Here is a 16729-nt window from a genome sequence, read left to right as displayed (position 1 = left end):
CCGAAGCCTCGGTCACGTCCTGGTCGTCGGTCACGTCAGCCGATCCTTTCCGGCCGGTGGAGCGGAATGGCGCCCGGCCGGGCCGCGGCCCGGCGGCGCGCGGTTCGGCCGGGGCCGGCGGGGAAGCCGGCCCGGACGCTCAGGCGCGTTGAGCTTCCGGGCCGGCGGTCGAGGGGGCCGCGCCGCGACGGCCCAGGAGTCCGGCCTTGCGCCAGAGGTACCTGCCGGGACCGGAGATGGCGCCGGCGCGGTCGAGGGTGGCCACGACCTTGCGGGCGGCCCAGGTCTTGGTGTCGGTCCAGCGCGGGTTGCGCCGGGCCGCCTTGCGGGCCGCGCGGGGGTCCAGGCCGATGCGCTCGTAGACCTCGGGGCTGATCAGCCGGGTCGCGGAGTAGTAGGCGACCGCTCCCAGCACCAGGCGGCTGTAGTGCTGCACGAGGGCGCCGCGCCGGTGCCAGTCGCGGGCGAACTCCTCGCGGGCGTAGCGCATGTGGCGGGCCTCCTCCACCACGTGGATGCGCGAGACCGCTCGGGTGAGCGGTTCCAGCGCCTCGTCGGCCATGATCTCCCGCTGCAGCTGGTCCAGGATTTCCTCGACGAACAGGGCGGCGCTGAAGGTCAACGGCCCGTTGGAGACGGTCTTGAAGACCTTGCCGAGGAGGTGGGTGAACGGGTCGAGCCGGTAGAAGGGCGCGTCGAGCTTGTCCAGCAGCTTGGCGAACATGACGGAGTGGCGGCACTCGTCGGCGATCTCGGTGTAGGCGTACTGGACGTGGTGGGTGGTGGGGTCCCGGTCGTAGGCGTGGCGCACCAGCATCTGCATCAGGATCGTCTCGAACCAGATCCCGATGCTGGCGACGCTGGCGATCTCCTGCCGGCTGAGCTCCTTGCGCTGCTCCTCGGTGAGGGTCTCCCACAGCTCGGTGCCGTAGAGGGACAGGCGCTCGGGCCGTATGGCGTAGCGGTCCGGGTCGACGAGGGCGTCCCAGTCGATCTCCACGAGGGGGTCGAAGGACGCCTTGGCCGACGAGCGCAGCAGGCGCTTGGCGATGTCTTCGCGGTCGGTCGTGCGGGTCTGCGGCTCAACGGTCACGTCGGTCCTCCTCGTCCTCATCCGGCGGCGGCCCGGCTGGCTGCGGGCGGCGGATCCGGTGGTCCCGCCGGCGGGCGCCGGGCCGCGCCCTGAGGGGCGGATGTGATCTCGTCCACACCGTGGATGCCGAAACATTACAACGGCCATTGTCACAATTCAACCGGTAGTCGAATGCGGAGCGGAGCGCGGTGCCTGCCCGGCCGCGGACGCCCGCCCGCGCTCGCGGTGAACCGCCGGCCGGGCTGCGACGCCATAGGCTTGGGCCATGGCCGAATACCGCATCGACGAGTTGGCGCGGCTCGCGGGTACCACGGTGCGAAACGTCCGGGTGTACCAGGACCGCGGGCTGCTCTCTCCGCCGCGCCGCGAAGGGCGCGTGGGCATCTACACCGAGGCCCACCTGGCGCGGCTGCGGCTGATCGGCCAGCTGCTCAAGCGCGGCTACACCTTCGCCAACATCAGCGAGCTCGTCACCGTCTGGGAGCGCGGCGGCGACCTCACCGACATCCTCGGCTTCGAGTCGGCGGTGGGAGACCCCTGGTCGGACGAGATTGCCGGCTACGTCACCATGCGCGAGCTGCGCGAGATGTTCCCCGGGCAGGTGAACGCCCCCAACATCACGCGTTCCCTGCGACTGGGCCTGCTGGAGCGCGAAGGGCTGCGCTTCCGCGTACCCAGCCCGAGGCTGCTCAACGCCGGCGCCGAGCTGGTCGCCGCCGGCATGGAGCTGAGCACCGTGCTGGACATCTCCGAGCGGCTCAAGGAGCGTGTGGGCGCCCTCGCCGGCGAGCTCGTGCGCGCGGTGGCCGACCACATCCTGGCCGAGCACGCGCCGCAGGGCCTCCTGCAGGGCGACGAGATCGCCGAGACCGCGGCGCTGGTGCGCCGGCTGCGCCCGCTGGCCCAGACCGCGGTCGACGCCATGCTCGCCGACGCGATGGCCCGCAGCCTGCACGAGGTGATGGGCGAGCACTTCGCCGAGGTGCTGGAGCACATCAACGAGCGCAAGGGCGCCGGCGGCGCAACGGCCGTCACGGACGCCGGCGCGGCCGGCGAGGTACCGCCGGACGAGGCGCCGGACCGGGGCGCGCCCGGCGGCGCCGGGCGGCGCTCGGCCTGACTCAGCCCTCCCGCGGACCGGCCGCCGCACGGCACAGCGCCGCCAGCTCCTCGCCGACCGCTTCGGGTGCCTCCAGCGGGAGCATGTGGCCGCAGCCCGCCAGCACGCGCAGGCGCGCATGCGGCAGAGCGCGGGCGAGCTCGCGGGGGTGGCGCGGCCCCACCAGCCGGTCGCGGCCGCCCGCCAGCACACGCACCGGCAGGCCGCCGAGCGCGCCGAGCCCCGCGGAGAGGTCCTGGTCGGCGAGCGACGCGTAGAACCCGGCCACCACCCGCGTCGGCGTGCCGTGGATCAGCTCGGCGCACTCGCGTACGTGCAGCGGATCAGCGACGGTTCCGAAGGCGGTCCGCCGCACCGCGGCGCGGTAGGCGCCGGTGTGCGGCGGCAGCAGCCGGCGCAGCCGGTCGACCGCCTCGGGCGCCAGCCGCAGCGCGCGCATCGCGGACCGGCGGGCGGCGGCCCCCGCCCGCGCGCCGAGCGGTCGGCCGGGGCCGGTCGCCTCCAGCCGGCCCGCTCCGGTCGCCGCCAGCAGGACGCCCGAGACCCGCTCGGCCGCGAAGCCGGGGTGGGCGGCGGCCAGCGCGATGACCGCGCGCCCGCCCATCGAGTGGCCGCCCAGCACCACCGGCCCCTCCGGGGCGCAGGCCTCCAGCACGCGCATCAGGTCGTCGCCGAGCACGGCGCTGTTCAGCGGGCGCGAACCCAGCGTGGAGCCGCCGTGGCCGCGCTGGTCCCAGCGGACCGTGCGCACGGCGACGCCGGGCTCGGCGGCCAGCCGGGCGGCCTGCGGCCGCCAGGTGTCCGACGCCAGCGCCCAGCCGTGGGCCAGGACCGCGGTCACCGGCGCGTCGGCCGGTCCGCGGATGTGCGCCCGCAGTTCGGCGCCGTCGGGCGTCTCCACGATCCGCGCCCGGTCGACGGCGTGGCGGAGCGGGGGCACGGGCGCCTCCTTCGCGTTCGGGGGCAGGGGCGGCCGCGTTCCCGGCGACCGGGCCCGCGTGGAGCGGGCGGACGGGCGGGCCGTCGCGGCGGCCCGCCCGGTCAGACACGGTCGGCTTCCTCCGCCGGCTCGGAGTCGGGTCCGCGCTGCTCGACCACGCTCAGCGGCAGCGGCGCGGTGAAGCGCAGCTCGCCGCCGGCCCCTGCGGGCACGGCCGGGCTGTGCGGGAACACGGGGGCGACGCGCCGGTAGTCCTCGCCGGGCGAAGGCCGGGGGTCCTCCCCGCCCCTGTTGGGCCACAGCGACATCGCCCGCTCGGCCTGGGCGGTGATGGTCAGCGACGGGTTGACGCCCAGGTTCGCCGAAACGGCCGACCCGTCGACCACGTGCACTCCGGGGTGGCCGTAGAGCCGGTGGTAGGGGTCGATGACCCCGTCCTCGGGCGAGGAGGCGATCGGGCAGCCGCCGAGGAAGTGCGCCGTCAGCGGGATGTCGAACACCTCGCCGACAGTGCCGCCGGGGTGCCCGTCGATCTCGTCTGCCAGCCGGGTCATCACCTCCTGGCCCTGCGGGATCCACGTGGGGTTGGGCTCGCCGTGGCCCTGGCGCGAGGTCAGGACCCGGCGGCCGAGCAGGCCGCGCTTGGTGAACGTCGTCAGCGAGTTGTCCAGGGACTGCATCACCAGGCCGATGATGGTGCGCTCGGAGAACCGGCGAACCGAGAGGCTGCGCGCCAGGACGTAGGGGTGGCGCGCGGCCAGCCCCAGGAAGCGCAGCCACCGGGGCACGCGGCCGCCTCCGGGGACCTGGATCGTGGCGAGCAGGCCCATGGCGTTGGAGCCCTTGCCGTAGCGGACCGGCTCGACGTGGGTGCGGGCGTCGGGGTGCATCGACGAGGTGATGGCCACGCCGCGGGAGAAGTCCTCGACCGGCGTGGTGCTCTTGCTCATCGCACCCGCCAGCGACTCGGAGTTGGTGCGCGTCAGCGAGCCCAGCCGCGCGGAGATCCGCGGCAGCATGCCGGTGTCGCGCATGCGGTGCAGCAGGGTCTGGGTGCCGTAGGTGCCCGCGGCCACCACCACCTGGCGGGCGGTGAACGTGCGGGCGTACTTGCGCTTGCGCGGCGCGCCGGTGGACAGCGCGTCCACGGCGTAGCCCGCGCCCCGGCCGCCCTCGGCGGGCAGCTCGCGCAGGCGCTCGACCGTGGTCAGGGGGTGGATCACCGCGCCGTCGCGCTCGGCGAAGTAGAGGTAGTTCTCGGTGAGGGTGTTCTTGGCGCCGTGGCGGCAGCCGGTCATGCACGAGCCGCACTCGATGCACGCGCGGCGCCGGGGACCCGCGCCGCCGAAGTAGGGGTCGCCGCCGACGGCGCCCGGGGCGGCGGTGTGGCGGCCGTCGCCGTCCTCGCTATCGCCGAAGTAGACGCCGACGGGCGCCAGGTGGAAGCTGTCGCCCACGCCCATGTCCTCGGCGACCTTCTTCAGGTGCACGTCAGAGGGGGTCATGGTCGGGTTGGTGCGCACTCCCAGCATGCGGCGGGCCTGGTCGTAGTAGGGGGCCAGTTCCGAGCGCCAGTCGGTGATGTCGCGCCACTGGGGGTCGTCGTAGAAGTCGTCGAGGGGGGTGTAGAGCGTGTTCGCGTAGTTCAGCGACCCGCCGCCCACGCCGGCGCCGGCGAGGATCATCACGTCGCGCAGCAGGTGGATGCGCTGGATGCCGTACATGCCCAGGGCGGGGGCCCAGAGGAAGTTGCGGACGTCCCACGAGGTCTCGGGCAGCGTTTCGGGCGTGAAGCGGCGGCCCGCTTCCAGCACGCCGACACGGTAGCCCTTTTCGGTCAGTCTCATGGCGCTTACTGCGCCTCCGAATCCCGAGCCGATCACGACGACGTCGTAGTCGAAGTCGTCCTCGAACCCGTCGGCTCCGGGGGTGGGAGCCGCGCCGTCCCCGGGCTCAGTACTCTTGTCGTCCGTTGCCACGGCCTCGCCTTCCTGAACCGTCCATGCTGCTGAAGCCGTCCTCGCGGCGGAAAGCGCGCGCGAGTCGGGCGGTTGGAAATGTGACATCGACTATTGTAATGTTCCTCACCTACCGGCCGGTAAGGTGTCCTGGGTAACACACCGCCGCCTACCTCCCACAACCCCCTCGCCCCGTCACGGGCTCCGGTATCGGTGTCCGTAAAGGAGGAAGTGCAATGGCAGAGGAGACGCAAGCGGAGGCCCCCCGCGCCTCCGGAGGCACCGCCTGGAAGCGGTTCGCGCTCGCCTTCATCCCGGCGCTGGGCGCCGCGGGAGTCCTCGTCGGCCTGACCGCCCAAGGCACCCTCGCCGCGTCGTTCGCCGTCTCGGGCGAGAGCTTCAAGGTCTCCGCCGACCAGCTCAAGGGGTCCGGCTTCGCCCAGTTCGCCGACACCGCGACCTCCGCCGACGGCACCGAGCACCCGGTCGCCATCTCGGTCATCGACCACGCCGAGCTGAGCAACCTCTGCCAGTCCGTGCTGATGGACACCGGGGTCGGGAAGGTGACCCTGCTGGTCCGGGCCGGCCAAGGCGACAAGCCGGCCGTCGCCGAAAACATGGTGATCGACGTCCAGCAGCTGTCCGGCGACGCCGAGTTCACCGAGATGGAGATCGGCCGCGACGCGAGCACGGTCGAGAACGCCAGCGGCGAGAGCGGCGAGCCCGGCGTCTTCGGTCAGCAGGCCGACACCATCACCATCGACGGGCTCCGCCAGACCGCATGGTCGGTCAACGCGGGCACCTTCAGCCTCACCGGCCTGAAGCTGAGCGTGAAGCCCGGCAACCACGAGTGCTACTGATTCGATGACCCCTTACGGCACCTCCAGCGGGTGGAAGACCGCGCGCTCGGCGTTTCGGGTGTGGCGCAGGAGCCGCCCATTCTGGGGCGGCCTGCTGGTCCTCCTCGCCGGCATCGTGATCGTCGCGGCGCCCGCCCTGAACCCCCTCGACCTGATCGTGCAGCAGGGCATCGCGGGCATCTCCGGGTACTTCGCCGGACTGCTGCTGATGGCCGTCGGCGTACTGGTGTGGCTCCAGCCGCCGCAGCGGGTCTTCTACGGCGTCGCGGCGGTGCTGCTCTCGCTCGTCTCCTTCGTCACCTCGAACTTCGGCGGGTTCGGATTCGGGATGCTCTTCGGCCTGGTCGGCGGTGCGCTGGCCGCGGCCTGGGTGCCCCACCGCGAGCGCACGGCGCGCGCGGGCCGGCGCGGCCGCCGGCGCGGGCCCGCCAGTGAGGAGCGGACCGACGTCCCGCCTTCCGGCGGTGCGGTCGAGGACGAGGCCGCGGCGCGCGGCGGGGACGAGCCGCCGGCCGACGCCGGCGCACCGGAGCGTGAGCGCGCCGCCGGGCGCGGCGAAGCGGATGTGGTGCGCGGTCCCGCCGAGGACGCCGAGGACGCGGGCGGGACCGCTCGGGGCGGTGCGGGAGTCGGCGGCGCCACCTACCTCACGTCGCCGGAGGGCCCGCCCGGCAAAGACTCCGCCGGGCACCCGCGTCGGCACAGCGCGTACGGCCCGGGCTCGGTGGGCCGGGACGACCCCGCCTCCGGGGGGAGCAGCGGCTCCGGCGGCCCCTCGGGCGGCGACCGGCTGCACTCCCTGGCCGCGGTCGCCGCGGCGCTGGCCATCGCGGTCCCCGTGCCCGCGACCGTCACCTGGCCCTGGGACGACTGGTTCGGCGGCGGTGAGGAGACCCCCGCCCCCGAGGACCCCTCCGCCGGGCCGACTCCCGCGCCCACGCCCGCGCCGTCGCCTTCGGGCGGCGCGGACGGCGGATCCGACGGCGGTCCGGGCACCGGCGAGCAGGACGGGCAGGGCGGTTCCGGGCAGGAGAGCGAGGAGGAGCCCTCGACCGGCGCGGAGTGCGAGGTCCACGAGGGGCCGTCCTCCATGAGCGAGCAGGAGTACCGGGCTCTGCTCGAAGCCTGCCGGCAGGCCAAGGAGAACGGCGAGGCGCCCGAGTTCCAGGTGCACGAGGGCGACGGGCGGTGGCTCGCCCACACCGATACCTCCGGGCTGAGCGCCGACGAGCTGAGCATGGAGGGTGCGGCCTTCGAGGGCGTGGTGGAGTACCCCGTGAAGGGCGGAACCGTGCGCTACCTCAAGCTGACCATGGACACCGCGGAGTTCAGCGGTGCGCGGCAGTGGAGCGAGCACGACGGCACCACCACCTCGCTCGACATCCCCGCGATGACCATGTCGGGCGACGTCGTCATGCACGTCACCCGGATGAAGGTGCGGATACTGGGCATCCCGCTGGAGTTCACGCCGGACTTCCCGCCCCCGCTGCTTCTGCCGTCGATGACCGTCACCGACCTTGAGGCCGACCAGCCGCTGGCCCAGGCCCAGACGGTGGACATCACCGGCCTCGATGAGCGGGTGAAGCCCTGAGCGCAGGGCCGGGGCGACGGTGCCGGCCATCGTCGGGCCCGGTGGCGGTCGGCGGCCGGCGCCCCGCTGGTGAACGGACGGTGGGGCGGTCCGCGGACCGCCCCACCGCACTGCCGCGCCGACCGGGCCGGCTCAGCCCGTCAGACTCCGGACAGCGCCCCGGCGGCCTCCGCCGCCCCGGCGTGCGGGGCGGCGCCCTCCACCTGCGGCAGGAGCCGGCTGGGCGCACCGGCGTAGGAGACGTAGAGGGCGTCGCGTGCGCGGGTGCCGGCCACGAACAGCAGGTTGCGCTCCTGCTGGTAGACCTGCTCCAGCGCGACCGGGTCGCCCTCGGCGGAGTCGACCGCGGCCTTGGGCGGCAGCAGCGGCTCGCTCATGCCGACGATCGCCAGGCACCGGAACTCCTGGCCTTTGAGCCGGTGCATCGTGCCGACCCGGACCGCGCGGACGTCCTCGGCGGAGTCCAGGGGAGCGGTGGGAACGCCGCGGGCCTGCAGTTCCTTGGCGATGTGCCGGACCACCCACTGGTTGCGGCCCGCCACCGCGATCGAGCTGGGAGCGACGCCGGCTTCGAGCCACACCCGCACCCAGTCGCCCATGGCGGTGCGCTCCTCGGCTCGTGACGCGCAGCCGCGCACCACGGGCTCGGGGCCGTGCAGCAGTGAGCGGTATCCGGCGAGGGTGTCGGCGTTGTCGTCCATGCCCAGCGCCGGATGGCGGCCCAGGATCGGCATCGCCCAGCTGAGGATCTCCTGGGAGACGCGGTAGCTCACGCGCAGCCGGTGGCTGCGGCCGCGCACGTTCACCCCCAGCGAGGCCAGGGACACCCGGTTGTCGTAGATGCGCTGGTGCGGGTCGCCCACGATGAACAGGTCGTCGGGACCTGCGGGCACCGCGGCGCGCAGCATCCGCCACTGGGTCGGGTGCAGGTCCTGGGCCTCGTCGACGACGACGTGGCGGTAGCGGGGGCCCGAGCGCCCGAGCACGCGCGCGGCCTCCAAGGCGACCTGCGGGTAGGACCACTCGTTGGCGACCTCCATCGCGCCGGTGTAGCGCTGGACGGTCTCCCACACCCGGGTGCGGTGCTCGGGCGCCAGGTGCAGCATGCGGCCGCTGCGCTCGCAGCGGATGTAGTCGGGCAGGCGGGTGATGTTCTGCGCCAGGATCACCTGCTCCCACTCGTCGACGAGGAACCTGCCGGAGTACGGCAGGCCGTCGGCGCGGGCGGCGTCGCGCCAGCGCTCGCTCAGTTCCTCGCGGCCGAGCGTCTCGGGGCTGCGCCCGCTGCGCTCCTGGACCAGGGAGCGGGCGAGGCTGTCAACGGTGGCGACCTCGACCCGGTCGCGCAGCGCGCGGTCGGGTAGGACGCGGTCGAGCTGCTGGGACAGGATCTGGGCCAGCACCCGGTTGAACGTGGTGACCAGGATGCTGCGCCGCTCGTCGTCGGGGTACCGGGCCGCGTCGCGGTGGGCGAGGTGTGCGGCGCGGTGCAGCGCGAGCACCGTCTTGCCGGTGCCCGGACCGCCGGTGACCTGCGCCGATCCGGCGAAGCGGGCGTCGACGATGCGGTGCTGGCGCGGGTGCAGGGTGATCTGCCAGTCGGCGAAGGACTTGTCGAGGACGGCGGAGAGCTCCTCGGGGCCCGACACGCGGGGCGGCCCGGTGAGCGCGGGGGAGTCGTCCGAGCCGGGTTCGACGAGCTCGATCGTGCCGTCGTCGGGCGCTGCGACCTGGGACGACCCGGCCCGGGACGCCGACGGAAGCTCCGCCGCGGGCAGGTCCCGCGCCAGCGCGGCCGCGTCGTCGTGCCGGCGGATCGCGATCAGCCACGCGGAACCCTCGGCGCCGGGCGCGACCACCCCGCTCCACTCCTGGCCGACGTGCAGCAGTCGTACCCGGGGGTCGGATGCATCGGCCACGGTCTCGGTCCGGGCGTCGTCGCCCGTCATGTACGCCTGCACGGCCGTGAGCGCCGCGGTCTGGATCGCATGGTCGAGTCGGGAGAATTCGGAGAGGAAGGTCGGGGAAATGGCGAGCTTCGGCACGTCTGCGTATTCCTCCGGTCGCGTTCCTGAGGTGCTGTGTCGAGGTCGGGTGGGGAGGGGTTTTCGGGGGCGGATCGGCCGCCGACCAGCGCGTTCGTTAACAGACATGCTCGCGGCGGAATTTGGGCAAACGCGGCGGGAAAGCGGATGTCGGTCGGGTTCCGGCGCGTCGTGGCCGCCGATGAATAGGCAGGTCACGGCGCCCGTTTCGGAGATGTTTTCGAGTCGGTGGGTGGGGTGGTGCCTATGCGGGTGGTGAGGGCCGGATCAGCGGGGACGCGTGGGGTCCGGAAAGCGTCATTCGGGATGACCGAAAACGGGGCGGCTGATCCGGAAACGCCCGGAGACAAGCCGAACAAGGCGGGTCCGTCCTCGGGGCGGGAGCGGTGTCAGGGGTGTCCGTTAAAGGCGGGACGGAGGAGCCGGGCCTTTGAGACCGCCTGCCTCTCCGGGGCATATCCCCGAGCCGCGCGGACCGCCCGTCAGCCGCCGTCGCGCCGATCGCCGGCGACGCTTCGTTCCCGTGCCGTCGACTGCAAGCGCGCCCCGCACGCGGGCTCGCGTCCACCGGGCGCCGCCGGGTACGGCTCTGCGCGGGGTCTCGAAGGCGGCCGCCCGCGAAGGCGGCGGCCGTGCGCGCTCGGCCGAGCGAGCGCGTGCGGGCGCCGCCGGCTCGCCTGTGCCGCCTCGCTGCGGGCTGCGGCACGAGGGGGGCCTCGCGGCGTCCGGTCGCCGTCCGGTCGCCCGTACGTCCTCAGGCGCCGCCTGACAGGCGCCGGGCGCGCACCGGACACCGGAGGCGGAGGCAGGGCTCAGGGCCCTGCCGGGGCCCGTCCTACCCCGGCAGGGGCCTCAGCCGACGTCTCCGGTGGGCCGGCTCCTCCGGCCCGGAGGCCGTGCCGCCGCCGGGCAGGCGTCACTGCGGGGCCGAACACTCGGGCTCCCGGCCGGGCGCGCGGGCGGCCGCATGCGAAGAACCGATCCGCATGGCACATCGGCGGCGCGGGCATGCTGTCCGCGGCACCGACCGCCGGGCTGCGCCCGGGCCGGGCATGGGAGATGTCCTCGCGTCGCACCCACCGATCAATCGACGAACAATCATCGCATGGACAGCGGAATCCTGAGCACCTTTCTCAGGGTCTTGTTTTGCTTACCTTGAGATGATTCCGTCCCTCTATAGGCCTCTGGGATGATTTGCCGCTATAAGTGATATCGGGTCGACCGGACAGGACTTTCGCGCACGCTGAGGGCACGGAAACGGCGCGGCGCGCACGGCCTCGGACGGCGCCCCGATCGGGCACGGCGACGGGAGCGGAGTGGAGCCGGAAAGCGATGCGCGGTTGATGCGGGCGTCGGACGACGACCGCGACGAGGTGGCGCGCCTCCTGCGCGACGCGGTCGCCGAAGGCCGCATCACGCTCGACGAACTGCACGAACGCCTCGATCTGACCTACCGTGCCCGCACCTACGCCGATCTCGCGCCCATCACGGCCGACCTCCCCGTGGCGGGGGTGGCGCCGCCCGCGCCGGTGCCCGCACCGCGGGTCGGCGCCGGCGCGCCGGCGCCGACCGGCCCCTCCACACCGCTGGTGATCCGTTCGACGGCGGGAACCGTGGTCCGGAACGGAAACTGGCGCGTGCCCCAGCGGGTCGAGATCGGAAATCCCTACGGCGACACCCGCCTGGACTTCTCCGAGGCGAACCTGCTCGTCGACACCGTCGATATCGTGCTGCACGGCCCCTGGGGCTTTATCAAGATCATTCTCCCGGACGCGGCCACCGCCGTCGCCGCCGTGGACACGTCCTGGTTCGGCAGTTGCGATTCGGCCGTGCCCGACATACCCGCTCCGCCGGCACCGCACTTCCGGATCACCGGCAGCCTCAAGGGCGGGGCGCTGCGGGTGCGCTATCGGCGGCCGATGGACGACTGGGTGGACTGGACGATGTGGTGAGGGCGCGGCCCCGCCGCGGCAACGGCGCGTGCGGCGACGACCCGGCGGCGCGCACGGCGCCGGACCGGCCTGGTCGGCCGCGTCCGCTCGGCGGAGGTCAGCCGCTGCGCTTCGCCGGCTCCACCCGTCGCACACCGAGCGCGGTCGCGGTGAGCTCGGATTCGCCGAACCGGGCCGGATCCAGACGCACTTCCACCACGAGCCCGGGCTCCACCAGCCAGAACACCAGGCCGTCGGTCCGGTGCCCGGCCGCCGCGCCGTGGCGGAACGGGCGCAGGTCCCAGGCGGCCGCATCGCGCTCGTGGTACTCGGAGAGGAAGGCCCGCACCGACGGGAGGTCGCCGAGCCGCTCGCCCCGCAGGACGTTGAGCTTCAGGTCGACGGTGTAGCCGCCGTCGGGGAGTTCGCGCTCCCACACCCGCGAGGAGAACGCCACGCCGCCCCACTCGGTGTGGAAGTCGGAGACCTGGCCGCCGACGCCCTCGGGCAGGTGTCCGACGGTGAAGCCCGCCAGCTCGTGCATTCCGACCCCCTTGACCGCGCCGCCGGCCGGCGGCGGTGGCACAGGCCCGATGCCGACGGCGAGCACTGTGCAGACGAGGACAGTGAACAGGACGCGGGCGGTCATGCCCATGGTGCACCTCCGATGGAGCCGAGGACATCCTTTGTGGACGCCCGACCGACCTCCATGCTCGAAGCGCCGGGCACCGCGGCTCCAGCCGGATTCACCGCCTGTGGACAACGCCCGCAGCCCGCTCGTCCACGCGTGGAAAGGGGCGAGCGGGCTCGGCGGCGAGCCCACTCGCACGCGGGGCCGGTGCGCACGCCGCCTCGGCCTGTGGGGCGCGGCGCTGTTAGGGGTGAAGATCACCGGCCTGGAGGAAGCCCGTCGCGGGCGGCCGGTGGCCGGTACACCGCCCCCGTCTTCGAGACCCCGACGTGCCGCGACGCATCGCCGACGCGCACTGCGGTCGGCGCGTCCGTCGCCCCGGCGCCGGTCGGCGCGCCGCGCCCGACGCCCTACACGCGCAGGGCGCGCGCGTACCAGCCGTCCTGATCCGCCAGCTCCTCGTGTGTGCCGACCTGGACGACCTCGCCTTCGGCGACCACGTAGACGGTGTCCACCCGCTCCAGGCCCGCCAGATCGTGGGTGATCAGCAGCGTGGAGTACCCCTCGGCCGCCGTCAGCAGGTCGTCGGTGACAGCGTTGCGCGTATCGGGGTCCAGGTGCGCCGTGGGCTCGTCCAGGACGAGCACCCGCGGCGCCGCCAGTAGCGCCCGCGCGAGCGCGAGCCGCTGCCGCATGCCGCCGCTCAGCCGCATCCCGTGCGAACCCACCTCGGTGTCGAGCCCCCGGGGCATCGCCCGCACATCGCCGGCCAGCCGGACGCGCTCCAGCGCCTCCCACAACCGGTCGTCGTCCGAGGCCGGTGCGGCCAGCCGCAGGTTCTCCCGCACGGTACTCGCGAAGATGTGCGGGTCCTGGGGCACGCCGGTGACGGCCCCGCGGACCTCGTCGGCGTCGTAGCGGGTGATGTCGGCGCCGTCCAGCTCCACTGTGCCGTCGTCGGGGTCGCGGAACCGCAGCAGCACGGCCGCCAGGGTGCTCTTCCCTGCGCCGCTGGGTCCGACGACCGCGACGGTGCTTCCCGGTGCGACGCCGAGGTCGACGCCCTTCAGCGCCCACGGCTCCTGCGGTCCGTACCGGACACTGAGGGAGCGAACGCGCAGTCCCTCCACCGCGCCGCCGCTGTCCGAACCGTCCGACCCGTCCGTGCCGCCCGAGCCCTCCGCCGACGGCAGCCGGCGCCCCGGCTCCGGGGGCGGTGCGACCTCGGGCGGGGTGTCCAGGATGCCGAACAGCCGCTCGCCGCCCGCGCGGATCGCCCCGAGCCGCGCAGCGACGGCGGGGAGCGGCGCCACGATCTCGAACGCCGCCAGGGCCGTCAACACCAGCACGGCCAGCGAGACGGCGCTGAACGAGCCGCCCTCCACGGCCGCGACGCCGAGCAGCAGTGTGCCCCACACCGTCAGGCCGGTGATCAGCGATACGGCGCCCGCCCCGAAGCCGAGGACCGCCGCGTCGCGCCGCGCGATCCGCGTCAGCTCCTCGTCCGCGTCGTTCACCCGGGCCACCGCACGGTCCATCGCCCCGTAGGCCACCAGGTCCGGCGCTCCGTAAAGGGTGTCCACCAGCGCCGTGGCCAGCTCGCCGCGGGCCGCGGCCTGGCGCTGCCCGGGGCGCCGCCCCAGCGCCGCCGCGAACAGCGGCACGGCCAGGCCTGCCAGCACGAGCCCCGCGCCCAGCGCCAGTCCGCCCGGCACCAGCAGCACCGTGCAGAAAACCACCGCCGAGCCGCCGGTCAGCACCGCCGCCAGCGGCGGCGTCAACCCGCGGACGAGGAGGTCCTGGGTGGCGTCGGTGTCGCTGACCAGGCGCGACACCAGGTCGCCGGAGCGGAACCGCCGGACCGGCTCGGTGCGGGCCAGCCGCTGGTAGACCCGCACCCGCACGTCGGCCAGCGTCCGGAACGCGGCGTCGTGGGTCACCAGGCGCTCCAGGTAGCGCGTGACGCCACGGGAGATGCCCAGCGCCCGGGTGGCGACGACGGCGATGCTCAGCGCCGTGATCGGCGGGTGTTCGGCCGCCCGCGCGATCAGCCACGCGGCGACGCCGAGCAGGGCCACCCCCGACCCGGTCGCGAGCGCGCCCAGCACCACCCCGAGCACGAAGCGGCTGCTGCGCGGCCGCGCCAGCGCGATCATCCGCCACAGCGGGTCCCGGCCGGGAGCGGCCGGACGGGCGTCGTGCCCGGCCTGCGCCGCGGCCCCGGCGGGGGACTGCGGGATGCTGTCGCCGCTCACGAGGCCACCCCCGATTCGACGCGTCCTTCCCGCACCGAAACCACCTCGTCGACGGCGTCGGCCCAGCGGGTGTCATGGGCGACGACCACGCCCGTGCGGCCGGAGAGCAGCCGCGTCACCGCTGTACGCACCGCCGCTGCGTTGTCGGGGTCGAGGTGGGCGGTGGGCTCGTCCAGCAGCACGATCGGGGCGTCGCGAAGGAACGCGCGCGCCACGGCGATGCGCTGCCGCTGCCCGGCGGACAGGCGGGCGCCGCGCTCTCCCAGGCGGGTCTCGTAGCCCTCGGGCAGCGCGCGGACGAACTCGTCGGCCTCGGCGCGCTCAGCGGCCAGCCGGACCTCGTCGATGCCCGCCTCGGGCGAACCCAGGCGGATGTTGCCGGCGACCGTGTCGTCGAAGAGGTAGGGCGACTGCGGGACCCACGCGATGCGCCTGCGCCACGCGTCGGCGGGAATGCTCTGCAACGGGGTCCACTCCGCGCCGTCGGGGGCAGAGCCGTCGGGCGTGTGCTCGGCGCCGCCGGCACCCGGGCGGTCATCGGCGCCGCGTACCACGATCCGGCCCGACACGGGCTCGGTGAACCGCAGCAGCAGCGAGAGCAGGGAGCTCTTGCCGGACCCGCTCGGCCCCACCAGCAGCACCGACCGGCCCGGCTCGATCAGCAGGCTCGCACCGTCGAGCGCGGGAGTCTCGCGGCCGGGATAGACGAGCCGGACGTCCTCCAGCCGGATCCACGCCGCATCGCGGCGACCTGCGGGTGCGGCGTCCGCTCGGCTGCGCGGACGCCGGGTGTCGCCTTCGGTGTCGCCGTCGTCCACTCCGCTCGCTGGTTGGGTCTCCAGCTCGGTGTTTTCTTGGAGCGTTCGGTTCCTCGCTCCGCTGCGCGGACGCTGCGTGGGGGCGGGGCGCTCGGCATCGTCCACTCCGCTCGCTCGTCGCCTCTCCAGCTCGGTGTTTTCTTGGAGCGTTCGGCTCCTCGCTCGGCTGCGCGGACGCCGGGTGTCGCCTGCGGTGTCGCCGTCGTCCACTCCGCTCGCTTGTCGCCTCTCCAGCTCGGTGTTTTCTTGGAGCGTTCGGCTCCTCGCTCGGCTGCGCGGACGCCGGGTGTCGCCTTCGGTGTCGCCGTCGTCCACTCCGCTCGCTCGTCGCCTCTCCAGCGGGGTGCTTTCTTGGAGCGTTCGGTTCCTCGCTCCGCTGCGCGGACGCTGCGTGGGGGTGGGGCGCTCGGCGTCGTCCACTCCGCTCGCTCGTCGCCTCTCCAGCTCGGTGAACACCTGCTCTGCCGCCGCAACCCCCTCCATGCTCGCGTGGAAGCGCGAGCCGACCTCGCGCAGCGGGAGGTAGGCCTCCGGAGCGAGGATCAGCACGAGCAGCGCGGTCTGGTAGTCGAGCATGCCGTACATCAGCCGGATGCCGATCTCGACCGCGACGAGGGCCACGGCCAGGGTCGAGAGCAGCTCCAGCACGAACGCCGACAGGAAGGCCACGCGCAGCGTGGACATGGTGGTGCGCCGGTGCTCGTCGGTGATGCGGCGGATGATGGCGGCCTGCGCCTTGGCCCGGCGGAAGATCGCCAGAGTCGGCAGCCCTTCCACCACGTCCAGGAAGTGGCCGCCGAGCCGGTTGAGCAGCTGCCACTGCCGTTGGGTGCGCGCCTGCGTGTGCAGGCCGACCAGCGCCATGAACAGCGGGATCAGCGGCAGCGTCACCGCGATGACGGCCGCCGAGATCCAGTCCGCGCTCGCCACGACGACGAGGACGGCGGCGGGGACGAGCGCCGCCAGCGCCAGTTGCGGGAGATACCGGGCGAAGTAGTCATCCAGCGCATCGAGGCCACGAGTGGCGAGCGTGACCAACTCACCGGCGCGTGGCGTGCTCGTCCCCTCTTCGGAACCGGTCTGCCCTGACAACCAGACCGCTTCCACCCCCGAGCCCTGCGCGGGCCCGCGGGAGTCGTCATCCCCCCTGCCCTCCCGGGGGCCGTCCGCACCGGCGGTGCCGGTCACGTGCGCCACCAGCCGCCGGCGCAGCTGCGACTTCGCCTTCGCCGCCGAACGCAGGGCGGCGGTCTCCGCGCCGTAGGCCATGGCCGCCCGTGCCACGGCCACGGCGGCGACCGCGCCGATCGCCCAGCCCAGCTCGGCCGTGCCCGCCCCCGACGCCGCACCGGTGATAACCCGAGCCAGCAGCCACGCCTGGACCAGGATCAACCCGGTCACCGCGGCCCCGGTGGCCACTGTGACGGCCAGGTGCACCCGAACGGCGCTTGCGGTGCGCACCAGGCGGGGGTCGAGGGGCTTCATGG

Annotated in this window: 11 protein-coding genes; 4 read left to right on the top strand and 7 right to left on the bottom strand. The window is 74.0% G+C overall.

Going from position 1 to position 16729, the window contains the following annotated elements:
- Positions 1-139: 139 nt before the first annotated feature.
- Positions 140-1093, bottom strand: a complete 954-nt coding sequence (locus ABD284_RS09560) for an AurF N-oxygenase family protein (protein ID WP_386699496.1) — start codon at positions 1091-1093, stop codon at positions 140-142.
- Between the two features lie 265 nt (positions 1094-1358).
- On the opposite strand from ABD284_RS09560, the gene ABD284_RS09555 reads away from it, so the two are divergent.
- Positions 1359-2213 carry a MerR family transcriptional regulator gene (locus tag ABD284_RS09555; RefSeq protein WP_344142285.1) on the top strand — a complete coding sequence of 285 codons (855 nt, stop codon included), beginning with the start codon at positions 1359-1361 and terminating at the stop codon, positions 2211-2213.
- Between the two features lies 1 nt (position 2214).
- Here ABD284_RS09555 and ABD284_RS09550 read toward each other — a convergent pair whose 3' ends face one another.
- Entirely contained in the window at positions 2215-3153 is a 939-nt protein-coding gene (locus tag ABD284_RS09550; RefSeq protein WP_344142284.1) for an alpha/beta fold hydrolase, read from the bottom strand.
- Positions 3154-3254: 101 nt separating this feature from the next.
- Positions 3255-5000 carry a GMC oxidoreductase gene (locus ABD284_RS09545; protein WP_386699612.1) on the bottom strand — a complete coding sequence of 582 codons (1746 nt, stop codon included), beginning with the start codon at positions 4998-5000 and terminating at the stop codon, positions 3255-3257.
- Positions 5001-5347: 347 nt separating this feature from the next.
- On the opposite strand from ABD284_RS09545, the gene ABD284_RS09540 reads away from it, so the two are divergent.
- Both ABD284_RS09540 and ABD284_RS09535 read left to right on the top strand, forming a co-directional pair.
- The gene (locus tag ABD284_RS09540; RefSeq protein WP_344142282.1) at positions 5348-5971 is read left to right on the top strand and encodes a DUF6230 family protein; all 624 of its coding nucleotides are present in this window, start codon (positions 5348-5350) and stop codon (positions 5969-5971) included.
- Positions 5972-5975: 4 nt separating this feature from the next.
- Positions 5976-7562 (top strand): DUF6114 domain-containing protein, encoded by a 1587-nt coding sequence (locus ABD284_RS09535; RefSeq protein WP_344142281.1) that lies wholly within the window; start codon positions 5976-5978, stop codon positions 7560-7562.
- 140 nt (positions 7563-7702) lie between these two features.
- Here ABD284_RS09535 and ABD284_RS09530 read toward each other — a convergent pair whose 3' ends face one another.
- On the bottom strand, positions 7703-9607 hold the full coding sequence (locus ABD284_RS09530; RefSeq protein WP_344142280.1) for a UvrD-helicase domain-containing protein: 1905 nt from the start codon (positions 9605-9607) through the stop codon (positions 7703-7705).
- A gap of 1343 nt (positions 9608-10950) precedes the next feature.
- Between ABD284_RS09530 and ABD284_RS09525 the strand changes: the two genes are divergently transcribed.
- Positions 10951-11559 (top strand): DUF1707 SHOCT-like domain-containing protein, encoded by a 609-nt coding sequence (locus ABD284_RS09525; protein ID WP_344142279.1) that lies wholly within the window; start codon positions 10951-10953, stop codon positions 11557-11559.
- A gap of 97 nt (positions 11560-11656) precedes the next feature.
- Here the strand turns inward: ABD284_RS09525 and ABD284_RS09520 are convergent, their stop codons facing one another.
- The 3 genes from ABD284_RS09520 to ABD284_RS09510 all read right to left on the bottom strand — a co-directional run bounded on the left by ABD284_RS09520 (position 11657) and on the right by ABD284_RS09510 (position 16727).
- Positions 11657-12187, bottom strand: a complete 531-nt coding sequence (locus ABD284_RS09520) for a hypothetical protein (protein WP_344142278.1) — start codon at positions 12185-12187, stop codon at positions 11657-11659.
- Positions 12188-12579: 392 nt separating this feature from the next.
- Positions 12580-14325 carry a thiol reductant ABC exporter subunit CydC gene (gene cydC / locus ABD284_RS09515; RefSeq protein WP_344142447.1) on the bottom strand — a complete coding sequence of 582 codons (1746 nt, stop codon included), beginning with the start codon at positions 14323-14325 and terminating at the stop codon, positions 12580-12582.
- A gap of 95 nt (positions 14326-14420) precedes the next feature.
- Positions 14421-16727: an ABC transporter ATP-binding protein/permease gene (locus ABD284_RS09510; RefSeq protein ID WP_344142277.1), complete on the bottom strand. Its 2307-nt coding sequence runs from the start codon at positions 16725-16727 to the stop codon at positions 14421-14423.
- Between the last annotated feature and the right edge of the window lie 2 nt (positions 16728-16729).

The organism is Streptomonospora arabica, from assembly GCF_039531585.1.
Classification (GTDB): domain Bacteria; phylum Actinomycetota; class Actinomycetes; order Streptosporangiales; family Streptosporangiaceae; genus Streptomonospora; species Streptomonospora halophila.
The sequence above is the reverse complement of the archived record's forward strand: the minus strand, read 5'-3'. Positions and strand labels throughout refer to the sequence as shown.

Bases quoted from the DNA above. Each gene is read 5' to 3' on its own strand.
- ABD284_RS09555 (WP_344142285.1), top strand. From the start codon at position 1,359: ATGGCCGAATACCGCATCGACGAGTTGGCGCGGCTCGCGGGTACCACG.
- ABD284_RS09545 (WP_386699612.1), bottom strand. From the start codon at position 5,000: ATGAGACTGACCGAAAAGGGCTACCGTGTCGGCGTGCTGGAAGCGGGC.
- ABD284_RS09540 (WP_344142282.1), top strand. From the start codon at position 5,348: ATGGCAGAGGAGACGCAAGCGGAGGCCCCCCGCGCCTCCGGAGGCACC.
- ABD284_RS09535 (WP_344142281.1), top strand. From the start codon at position 5,976: ATGACCCCTTACGGCACCTCCAGCGGGTGGAAGACCGCGCGCTCGGCG.
- ABD284_RS09525 (WP_344142279.1), top strand. From the start codon at position 10,951: ATGCGGGCGTCGGACGACGACCGCGACGAGGTGGCGCGCCTCCTGCGC.
- ABD284_RS09520 (WP_344142278.1), bottom strand. From the start codon at position 12,187: ATGACCGCCCGCGTCCTGTTCACTGTCCTCGTCTGCACAGTGCTCGCC.
- cydC (WP_344142447.1), bottom strand. From the start codon at position 14,325: ATGATCGCGCTGGCGCGGCCGCGCAGCAGCCGCTTCGTGCTCGGGGTG.
- ABD284_RS09510 (WP_344142277.1), bottom strand. From the start codon at position 16,727: ATGAAGCCCCTCGACCCCCGCCTGGTGCGCACCGCAAGCGCCGTTCGG.